Source organism: Roseovarius pacificus, assembly GCF_900142665.1.
Classification (GTDB): Bacteria; Pseudomonadota; Alphaproteobacteria; order Rhodobacterales; family Rhodobacteraceae; genus Roseovarius; species Roseovarius pacificus.
The window spans coordinates 106,951-116,857 of the sequence record NZ_FRBR01000013.1 but is presented as its reverse complement, the minus strand read 5'-3'; the positions used below and the strand labels follow the sequence as shown (position 1 = coordinate 116,857).

The following is a 9,907-nucleotide window of genomic DNA, read 5'->3' as shown; positions in this document are numbered from 1 at the left end:
GCAGACCTCTTCACTGCCGTCCCGGAACTCACAGAGAAACTCTGAGACCGGCGCCCCCGAACATCCCGAAAGGCCCGCCAGACCGGCGGGCCTTTTTCATCTCCGGGCCATGCAGAATGGCCAAGGCAGTCGCCATGATCGCGGCCCGGCTGGCAGCACAAGAGCGCCCAATGGCAAGGCAACCGCGGCGGCGGTTGCAGATCTGCAACCGAACCACTCCATTCGATACCGCGCCACGGCTCTCCGTATAGCGCGGTACCGATTCAGTACAAGGACAGCTTAATCAGACTGGCTCAAACAGCTTTGACGCCACCCATGAACACGCCCTTGATCAGAACGACGTCGTTAAACCAACCCAGAGTGTCCGGCCGGGCTGATAGGTGTTGTTGTCGCTGTCGGTCACGGATGTATCTGTTACGTTGTAAATTGCGGCGTTCAGTGTCGCTGCCTCGGTAATCTCATAGGACACACCCAGATCGAAGGTGGTGTACCCGTCGTATTTATAGGCAATCGCATTGCCCGAGGCATCATAGGCATACGGTGTACCATTGGTGCCGATGCGCGCGCCGGAATTCACCTCATCCCCGTGATAGGTCACCGCCCCCCAGGTATCGAGCCCGGCAATCGGAGTCTGCCAGTCCAACCGAAGCGACGCCGCATGTTCCGGCGTCCGCGACAGCGGCAAGCCTTTATAGGTGCCGGAATCCTGGCTTGAATCGGTATAAGTGTAAGATCCACGGAGCGAGACACTGTCCGATAGATCGGCGCGGACAGTCATTTCGAGGCCCTGAATAGTGGCATCCTGAACGTTATAATATTCCCAACGGTTATAGGTGGTTCCGTTAACCACGACAGGCTGACCGGTGTTTCGGTTCTCGATCTTATCGGTGAATTCCGTTCTGAAGGCGGTGGCTCCCAGCTCTACCGGTCCACTTTGCCACAAGGCGGACAACTCATAACTGGTGCTGGATTCTGGTTTGAGATTAGCGTTCGACACAATCACACCCGCGCCGCGTTGCGTCGTATAGTAATACCCCGGCACCGTCTGGCGAATGGAAGGCGTGCGATATCCGGTTGAAACCCCGCCTTTGATTGTCAGTGCGGGCGAGGCATTCCAGACCGCATAAAGGCGTGGCGTGACTTCTCCTCCGAATGCATCGCTTTCGGTATATCGCAGACCGGCCGTTACGGCAAAATCAGGCGAAATCCACCATTCGTCCTCGGCAAAAACGGCCCATTCCTCGGATGTATAAGTATAGTCGATGCCATCGCCCAGACCGGGGTTCTGATCTTTCAGCTCGGCCCGGATATGTTGGAACCCGCCCACAAAGGTGTGATCGCCATAGAAGGTGAAAGGCGCCGTGACCTTGCCATCGGTCACATAGTTGGTGATTTCCGGCGACCGCAGACTTTCGACCAGCGTATTGTTCATCCATTCATAGCTGGTGCGCTCGCCCACTTCGCGCTGAAAGCTCAGCTCGGTGGTCACATTGCCCCATTGCCCGGAATAGCTTAGCGCCAGATCCTCGCGGGTATTGTCGCGACGATACGGGTCATCCGTCAGGGCCAGGCTTTCCCCTGGCGTGGCACGGCTTTCGATAGTGGTTTTCCCATATTCCAGCGCAAATTCGTGATCCTGCACCGGGGTCCAGATCAAACGGCCGGTCAGGTCCAGATCACGCCGCTCACGGGGGCCATCCAGAATACCCGACTCATCCGACACAAGACGCCGCCCCCAGATTTGCAGGCCCAGCTTGTCCTCGATGACCGGACCGTTCAGGTAGAAGGACAACTGATTCAATCCTCCGTCGTCGTCATGCTCCGGAATACGTGTTTCCGCCGTGACCGAGCCACCCCATTCTGATGCCACCGGCTTGGTGATGATGTTGATCACACCGCCCATCGCATCCGAACCATAAAGCGATGACATCGGCCCGCGAACGACCTCGATCCGCTCGATTGCAGCGGCAGGCGGAATAAAACTCTGCTCGAACCCGGCGGACCCGTTGGTGCGGCTTTCACGCGTGCCCTGACGTTTTCCATCCACCAGGATCAGTGTGTACTCCCCCGGCAGGCCCCTGATTTTGATGTCTTTTTCATTCGCCACACCCGTGGTCACGACACCCTGTACTTCGCGCAGGGCATCCGACAGGTTGGTAATGTTCGCTTTTTTCAGCTCCTCGCCGGTCACAACCGTGACAGAGGCAGGCGCATTGGTCACATTCTGGGTGAACCCGCCAGCCGTGATGGTGATCGTGCCCAGGTCCACGGTTTCGTCGGCAGCGTCCTGGGCTGCGGCGGATGTGGCCAGCGCCGTGGCCGCAGCGATGGCGCCGACGCCTGTTGTCATCTTCAGATGTGGTCTCAATCTGTTTTTCATAGGTCTGTCCTTTAGTGAGAAGAGACCCCATATCACTGGCTGCTGGCCGAAAGGCATTTGGCTGGAAGGGGATTACGGAAAAGGGCGATCATCCAAAGACATCGACGAACACCCTGTTGTTTCTGGTGGTTACGGTCAGGCCCGTGTCGTAGAGCCGCCTCAGAAGATCCTCGCGGATGATCCGGGCAACGGGGCCCGCTTCGACGACCTTGCCGGCCTGCATGGCAATGATGTGATCGGCATGACGGGCGGCAAAGTTCAGGTCGTGCAATACCACGACAACGGTTTTACCCATTTCGTCAGCGGCATGGCCCAGCAAGCGCATCACACCAACCGCATGGTTGATGTCGAGACTGTTGAGCGGCTCGTCGAACAGCGCGTATTCAGTATCCTGAGCCAGCACCATGGCGATAAAGGCGCGCTGCCGCTGCCCGCCGGACAGTTCATCAAGAAACCGGTATCTGAAGTCCTGCAAGCCTACCAGATCGAGGGCCGCGTCGATCTGTTCTCTGTCCTCCTGCGTCGGCCGCCCCCTGGAATAGGGATAGCGGCCAAACGCCACGAGATCGTGAACGGTCAGGCGCGCGGCCAGTGTGTTGTCTTGCTTCAGCACCGCAAGGCGGCGGGCCAGTGTATTGTTGCGAAATGTGCGCACATCCTGCCCGTCCAGCAACACGCGCCCGGTGCTGGGTATCTCGAGCCGGCCAATCATGGACAGCAAGGTGGATTTCCCGGCCCCGTTCGGTCCGATAATCGCCGTCACTCCCCCCTGGGGCAGGTGTAGCGCGTCGATATCGACCACGGTTGAACCGGCATATGTCTTGGTGAGGCTTTCAACCCGGATCATCTTCGTCCCCCGATCAGCAAGAGAACAAAGACCACCCCACCGACAAATTCCACGATCATGCTCACGGTTCCGATGAACCCCAGCAACCGCTCCAGCAGGACCTGCGCGCCAACCAGCAGCACAGACCCAAGCAAGATCGACAACGGGATCAGCATCCCGTGGGGTGCGCCGGGCAAAAGACGATAGGCAAGGTGGACAACCAGAAGCCCGAAAAACGTGATCGGCCCCACAAGCGCCGTGGTGGCCGCAACCTGAAAGGTCACAATCAGAAAAATCTCCAGCGACAGGCGCTTGTGATCCACGCCAACCGCAATGCTCCCGTCACGGCCCAGAAGCATCGCGTCGATGGCTGGCAAACGATACCAGGCCCAGGCGCTGGACAATCCGATCAGCACAGCTGCACTCAACTGTTCCGAACTGCTCGCCCCGCTGAAGCTGGCGAAAATACGATCCTGCAACACAAGGAATTCACCGGGATCAATCAGCCGCTGCAACAGCCCCGCGACGGAACGGAACAATACCCCGCAAATGATACCGACCAGCAACAACAACTCTAATAACCGCGTCATGCGCGCATAGAGCAGCCGGTAAAGCCCCACTGAAAACAGGGTCATGACCGCCAGTTCCCCGGCGAAAACCAGGCGGGAGTCCATCGCCCCCACCTCGGCAGAGCCGAGCAGGAAAACACCAAGCGTCTGGATCAAGACGAACAACGCATCGAATCCCATGATCGATGGCGTCAGAATCTGGTTGTTCGACAGTGTGTGGAACAACACCGTCGAGAACGGCACCGCCCAGGCCACCAATGCGATCGTAATCAGCCTGTCGCCCCGAAACGACAGGACGAACCCCCAATCTCCGGTCGCCCCGATGGTCAGGAATGCCAGTATCAGCCCCGCACATAACGCGGTTGTACCGGTGATCAGTACTCGGGCACGCATGCTACGGTCGGCGGGGCTCATCATCCGAACCTCTTCAGCAAAAGCCATAGGAAAATGACCGCGCCCAGCACGCCCATGGTCACGCCGATCGGCAGGTCGAAGGGGTGAAAGATCAGCCGCCCGAAGATATCGCAGGCCAGCGTCATCACCGCGCCCAGCCACGCCACCAGCGGCAAGGACCTGCGCAGATTGTCACCGCGCCACCGGGCAATCAGGTTGGGGACGATCAGCCCGAGAAACGGTATGAACCCGACCGTCACGACAATGGCGCCCGTCACCACCGCCACAATCGTGATGCCAATCGCCAGCACCATTGTTGGATTCAGGCCAAGCCCGCGCGCGATATCGTCCCCCATCCCGGCCAGGGTAAAGCGATCGGCGGCAAACCAGCCCAGCAGGGTGATGCCCCCGGCAACATAAAGCAGTTCGTAACGGCCACTCAGCACCACCGAAAAATCAGCGGTCATCCATGATGACATCGCCTGCATCAGATCGAACCGATAAGCGATGAAACTGGTGGCCGAACCGATGATCCCGCCAAACGCGATCCCCAGAAGCGGCGGCATCAAGGGCGAGCGCATCGGCACGGACCGCAACAGCAGCAGAAACATCGCCGTGCCCAGCCACGCCCCGGCGGCGGCGATAACCATGCGCCACATCGGGGGCGCATCGGGCAGGAACAAAAGTCCAGCCAGCAAACCGAAGCCGGCGCTGTCGACAGTTCCCATCGTCGAGGGTTCAACAAAATGGTTGCTGACGAGACGCTGAACAATGGCTCCCATGATCGCAGAACTGGCCCCGGCCAGAACCAAAGCCGCACTGCGGGGCAGACGGCTGATCAGGAATATCTCACGCGCATCGGGATCTGTCAGAAGACTCGTCAGCCCCACCCCCGTCGCACCGACAAGCAAGCTGGCAGCGATCAGCAACACCACCACAAAGCAATAAAGCAAGGGCTTCATCTGCACCAAGTTGACAGCCCGCGCCCATTGGGACGTGGAAGTATAGGAACGAACTGTCATTGGTAGATTCAGTCTGCAAGCGCGGTTGAGATTTGCGTCAATGCACGATCAAGCGCCGTCGGACCGGCCGCACCGACAAGATACCAGTCCGCCGGGTCCAGAAACACGACCTGGCCTTCGGTCCAGGCTGTGGTTTTGTGCACCAGAGGGTTGTCCAGCATCTGCCTGGCCGGTTGTCCGTCACGCCCGATGGCGGCATCGCGGTCCACCACGAACAACCAGTCGGGGTTGGTCTCGAGGATATATTCGTTTGAAATCGGCTGCCCGTGAGTGCCGGCTTTTACATTCTCAATAGCGGGGGCAAATCCCATCTCGTTGAAAATCACGGCGAAACGGCCCTGCGCGCCATGGGTGCTCATCCTGCCGCCGGTGGTGATCAGCACCAGCGCCGTCCCCTCTTGCGCCGTTTTTTCGCGCATTTCAGCAAAACGGGCATCCAGCGCGGCCATCGCCTCGGCAGCGCGATCTTCCTTACCGAACAGCTTGCCCAGCTCGGTCATGTTCCGCTCAAGCGAGCCAACAAGATCGGTGCTTTCCACCGTCATATCGATAGCAGGCGCAACCCTGGCCACCTCTTGCAGCTTGGCGCGGGACCGGCCGGCCACGATCACCAGATCGGGCGACAGGGCATTGATCTTTTCAATGTCCGGCTCAAAAAAGCTGCCCAGCTGAGAAATCGGCGCGTTGCCGTAATCGGCCAGATAGTCCGGCTTGGGGCCACCGGCCACACCCGCGACAGGAATATCCAGCGTGTTGAAAATATCGAGAACCCCCAGATCCAGCACCACAACCTTTTCCGGCTGGCCCGCAAGCGTCACAGCACCTTGCGCTGTTTCAATGGTGGTGTCCTGCGCGTTCGTCAGTGTTGCAACCGCACTCAAAAGTGCCGCGCCGAATAATACTCGCATTGTCGATCATCCCTAAAAGTGTCGGGCAGACAGCCACATGGCTCTCACGCTTTCGTGAGTTTTCGCGCCGCCCTATTCCTGATTTATTTAGTGGGTTATAAAGATGGACAACCGGGAGCAAATATAAAAACTTTAGAACCGATCTAAGTTAACCCAGGTGCAACATGAGGATGTGATGGACAGCGTGAAAACCGATGAAGACACATCAATGACAGAGTTGATCCAGGATCTGGACCGGTTGAAACTTCTGGTCGCCTTTGATGCGATACTGGTCGAGGGAACGCTGGCACGCGCCGCCGGGAAACTGGGCAAGACCCCGTCCGCAATGAGCCGGATTTTACGACAGTTACGCGAACACTACGGCCAGGAGTTGTTTGAACGCACCGGCAAGGGGATGGTCCCCACGGCCTTTGCCGAAAACCTGCGCCCACGCATCCGCGCTCTTGTGGCCGAGGCAAATTCACTGCTTCTGCCGGAATGTGACAGTAAACCGGTACGGGATTCACTGCTCTCTCAGCCTCCGCTGGCCCTGAACCAATGGCGCCAACCAGATCGCGGACCGGGCGCCACAGACATAGCGCAGCGTATAGCGGTAATGAACAAAAACCCCGAAGCCTCGCTTCGGTTTGCCTCATACATTGCGACAATCGGAAACACTGCCGGGCAAACACGTCCCTTGAACGCGGCCGAAGCCGATGACGCATTTACCATCCTTTTGTCCGGGCAACCGGCCGATGTGCAGATTGGCGCATTTCTGATTGCCCTGCAAAGCCGCGGACTGACTGAACAGGAACTGGTCGGATTTACCCGTGCAGCACGTCGGCACAGCCACCTGGATGACCCCGGAACCGGACCGTTCGACCTCGATTGGCCGGCATATCTGTCACCGCGCACACAAGGCGCGCCACTCTTCATTCATGCAGCACGGCTTGTGGCACGGGCCGGGTATCGGGTCCTGATGCATGGCCCGCACAACAGTGTTGTCCACCGGGCGTTTGACTATGCGCAGCTACCCGTTCTGACAAAGCCGGAGGCAGAACACGCAGACGATAACCACGGTATCCTGGCCTATCTTCCCATCGAGAACTTCGCGCCGGACCTTCGGAAACTGCATTGGCTATACCCGCTGTTCATGATGCCCAATGCAACGCAATATGTCTCGGCCCTGCTCAATCCCGGCGCAGCACCGGCAACCCTGGCAGGCATACGCGGCAGTGATCGCCCCAAACTGCAACTCGAAGCCGCGAAGGAACTTGGCTGGGATCGCTTCGCTGTCCTGCTCGGGCACCGGGACGCAGCACAAATCGTGCCTCACAGAAGCCAGGCTTTGTTCGTGCTACGCGACGGTGAAGTCACCCAAAACCGGCTGTTCGGCCCTGCGTCCAATGGCAATGCCAATCCTGAAACGAACGATAATTTCAGCCGCCTGGAGAAATGGCAGGCAATCTGGGACGGAAGCGTCACCCACCCGGATGCGACAGCGGCCATCATCGAAACTGCCGCTGTCGCGTTAAACCTGTTGTCAATTAGCGCAACGCCAATGGATCACTCCCGTGCCGAGGCTGCCGAACTCTGGGCCAACCGGCGCAAGTGAACCACCACCGGCTGACACCGGCAACACCCGTTCGGAAAATTCCGGATACCGACATACGATGCCGCCGATATGTTGCCGGAGGTTTCGCTGCTTGTTGCACGAGATTGAAACATGTCGATCCGCCGGCCACGCCAATCAGGTCCTTCTCGGAGCCTCACGCAGCCTTGCCGCCAAGGTATCCTGATACTGTCGCAGTGCATCGGCCCCTGCACCGGCCGCACCGAGGAATGCGAGCGGCTCCGAAAAATTCATACCAGTGTAGTTCGCGCTGGCCTGTAGCGGTGTCAGCACCTCTTCGATGGTAAAGCCGAGACGGCCTTCAGGGCGATAGGCATCCGCCCCACCCGCGGTGGTCGTCACGACCAGCAGCTCCTTCCCCCTGAGTTCGGATGGCGCACCCGACCCCCAGACTTCGTTCATGTAGGCCTTCATCATCGGCGTCATGTTGAACCAGTGGATCGGGAACATCAGAACGAGCCGCTCCATATCCCGGTAAATCCGGCGTTCTTCTGTGCGGTCGAACCCTTGCAGATTGTCACCGTAAACAGACTCGAGGTTCTTGAACATCGTGTCCTCGGCGGCCTGTGCCGGTTCCCACAATGCCTTGTTGACGACAGAGCGGTCGGGATAGGGATGTGAGGCGATGATCAGCGTCCGCGGCCTGCCGTTCGTGACCTGGGCCCGCGCACCGGTGCCCGACATCAGAGCGGGAACGGCGGCGCCAATCGCCAATCCGGCCCCGGCGGTGACCACGCTGCGCCGGCTGACATTGTCGGCACGGTTGCTTTCCGGGCGTTCGGGTGAGTTATCGCGTTCGTTCATCATGATGATTTCCTTTCGTTGTATCTGGCCCCGTGGCGTCCCTTTTCACCGTCACCCCAGTGTCAGCAACGGCCCCTCAAGCAGGTCGATCAATTGCCCGAAATACCCTCCCGACCGCGCGGGAGAATTCGGGTCCGAGGTGATGGCAACCGCCAGATCCCGTTCCGGGTGTGCTGCAATAACCTGCCCGCCATAACCACGGGCGAGGATGAAGCCGCTGTCAGTCAGGAACCAGCCATAGCCATAGTCAAGTCCAGAGAAAGGTGAGCGGGTATGGGGCCGGATCGACGCGCGAATCCAGTCGGCCGAGAGGATTTGCTCACCCCCGAACCGTCCGCCATCACGCATGAGCATGGCGATGCGCAACATGGCGCGCGGGGTCAGCGCCATCTCGTTGCCGCCGAAATAGAAACCCTGCGGATCGCGGGTCCATGGGGGAATCTCGATCCCCAGCGGACGCCCGAGAACCGAGCGCGCCTGTTCGAGCAGGCTCTGCCCCGTTGCAACTGTCAAGGCGGCACCGAGAACATGCGTGGTGCCAGTGGAATAGATCATCCGTTCGCCGGGCGTGGCGATCATCGGCCGTCGCAGGGCGAAACTCACCCAGTTGTCGGAATTGACCCACGCCCCGTAATTCGGGCCCGACGTTCCTTCGAGACCGGCGCGCAATGTCAGCAGGTCCTCGATGGTCAGATCCGCGACACCCTGGGTTGCATCCGAGGGTATGATCGAGGGCGCCACCACGCCAAGCGTGGCCTCCACGCTCGCAATAGCCCCTTGCGAGATGGCGTTGCCCGCAAGCAATGCGACAATACTTTTCGAGCAGGACTTGATGTTCGCAACCCGGTCGAGGCCCGGACCGCGCAGCGCTTCGGCAAAAACGATATCATCGCCGCGCTGCACGATCATCGCATGAAACTGGGGCAGATCCCTGACAGCAGAGCGGATGTCGCTTTCGGTCTGCGCAATCGCACGATTCACGAATGGCACAGCGGAGGCTGACAGCAGGGTGGCGGCAAAACTACGGCGGTTCAGCATCGGGCATCGGCTTTCATATCGAAGAACCTCATCGGTTGGTACGGCCTTCCCGAACTCGCGCGGTCAGCGCGCTGTGGTTCAGCATGAGGCAACTCCTGGTTCGCACCAACCGTCAACGAAGAGCGGCACTTGCCCCGCAGGGCGCGATAATTGGCACCGTGGCGATGTACTCGGAGTCGCTTCATATCGTTGCTCAGTCCCGGCACGCGTTGCAGAATCCGGACACAAGAGCTTCAGCCCTGCATCCCGTATCCTGTAATATAACCCTGCCTGCCCGTCGTATTAGCCAACGTCCATTGCTATCATTCATGAGTGCGGATCATGAATTCCTGCCTCGTGACCGGGCATATCCGGG

8 protein-coding genes are annotated in these 9,907 nt (G+C 59.2%); 1 reads left to right on the top strand and 7 read right to left on the bottom strand.

What is annotated here, in order from left to right:
- Nucleotides 1–331 precede the first annotated feature (331 nt).
- From BUB53_RS17775 to BUB53_RS17755, 5 genes are all read right to left on the bottom strand, one after another.
- Nucleotides 332–2,380, bottom strand: a complete 2,049-nt coding sequence (locus BUB53_RS17775) for a TonB-dependent receptor domain-containing protein (protein ID WP_084729290.1) — start codon at nt 2,378–2,380, stop codon at nt 332–334.
- An 88-nt stretch (nt 2,381–2,468) separates the two neighbouring features.
- Nucleotides 2,469–3,227 carry an iron ABC transporter ATP-binding protein gene (locus tag BUB53_RS17770; protein ID WP_073036567.1) on the bottom strand — a complete coding sequence of 253 codons (759 nt, stop codon included), beginning with the start codon at nt 3,225–3,227 and terminating at the stop codon, nt 2,469–2,471.
- Nucleotides 3,224–4,192, bottom strand: a complete 969-nt coding sequence (locus BUB53_RS17765) for an iron chelate uptake ABC transporter family permease subunit (RefSeq protein ID WP_084729288.1) — start codon at nt 4,190–4,192, stop codon at nt 3,224–3,226. Before BUB53_RS17765 ends, BUB53_RS17770 begins: the two co-directional genes overlap by 4 nt.
- Nucleotides 4,189–5,190 carry an ABC transporter permease gene (locus BUB53_RS17760; RefSeq protein ID WP_229709579.1) on the bottom strand — a complete coding sequence of 334 codons (1,002 nt, stop codon included), beginning with the start codon at nt 5,188–5,190 and terminating at the stop codon, nt 4,189–4,191. The genes BUB53_RS17765 and BUB53_RS17760 overlap by 4 nt, the downstream gene beginning before the upstream one ends.
- An 8-nt stretch (nt 5,191–5,198) precedes the next feature.
- A complete protein-coding gene (locus tag BUB53_RS17755; protein WP_073036562.1) occupies nt 5,199–6,098 on the bottom strand; it encodes a siderophore ABC transporter substrate-binding protein in 900 nt (299 codons plus the stop codon).
- Nucleotides 6,099–6,273: 175 nt separating this feature from the next.
- Here BUB53_RS17755 and BUB53_RS17750 point away from each other — a divergent pair, with 175 nt between their 5' ends.
- Nucleotides 6,274–7,692 (top strand): LysR family transcriptional regulator, encoded by a 1,419-nt coding sequence (locus BUB53_RS17750; RefSeq protein WP_073036560.1) that lies wholly within the window; start codon nt 6,274–6,276, stop codon nt 7,690–7,692.
- 135 nt (nt 7,693–7,827) lie between these two features.
- On the opposite strand, the gene BUB53_RS17745 is transcribed toward BUB53_RS17750, so the two are convergent.
- Together BUB53_RS17745 and BUB53_RS17740 are read right to left on the bottom strand one after the other, a co-directional pair.
- Nucleotides 7,828–8,517, bottom strand: coding sequence for an NAD(P)H-dependent oxidoreductase (locus BUB53_RS17745; RefSeq protein ID WP_084729286.1), 690 nt, complete (start codon nt 8,515–8,517; stop codon nt 7,828–7,830).
- Nucleotides 8,518–8,565: 48 nt separating this feature from the next.
- Nucleotides 8,566–9,552, bottom strand: coding sequence for a serine hydrolase domain-containing protein (locus BUB53_RS17740; RefSeq protein ID WP_073036558.1), 987 nt, complete (start codon nt 9,550–9,552; stop codon nt 8,566–8,568).
- Between the last annotated feature and the right edge of the window lie 355 nt (nt 9,553–9,907).

Coding starts and splice junctions, on each gene's coding strand:
- BUB53_RS17770 (WP_073036567.1), bottom strand. CDS start 3,227: ATGATCCGGGTTGAAAGCCTCACCAAGACATATGCCGGTTCAACCGTG.
- BUB53_RS17755 (WP_073036562.1), bottom strand. CDS start 6,098: ATGCGAGTATTATTCGGCGCGGCACTTTTGAGTGCGGTTGCAACACTG.
- BUB53_RS17745 (WP_084729286.1), bottom strand. CDS start 8,517: ATGATGAACGAACGCGATAACTCACCCGAACGCCCGGAAAGCAACCGT.
- BUB53_RS17765 (WP_084729288.1), bottom strand. CDS start 4,192: ATGATGAGCCCCGCCGACCGTAGCATGCGTGCCCGAGTACTGATCACC.
- BUB53_RS17740 (WP_073036558.1), bottom strand. CDS start 9,552: ATGCTGAACCGCCGTAGTTTTGCCGCCACCCTGCTGTCAGCCTCCGCT.
- BUB53_RS17760 (WP_229709579.1), bottom strand. CDS start 5,190: ATGACAGTTCGTTCCTATACTTCCACGTCCCAATGGGCGCGGGCTGTC.
- BUB53_RS17775 (WP_084729290.1), bottom strand. CDS start 2,380: ATGAAAAACAGATTGAGACCACATCTGAAGATGACAACAGGCGTCGGC.
- BUB53_RS17750 (WP_073036560.1), top strand. CDS start 6,274: ATGGACAGCGTGAAAACCGATGAAGACACATCAATGACAGAGTTGATC.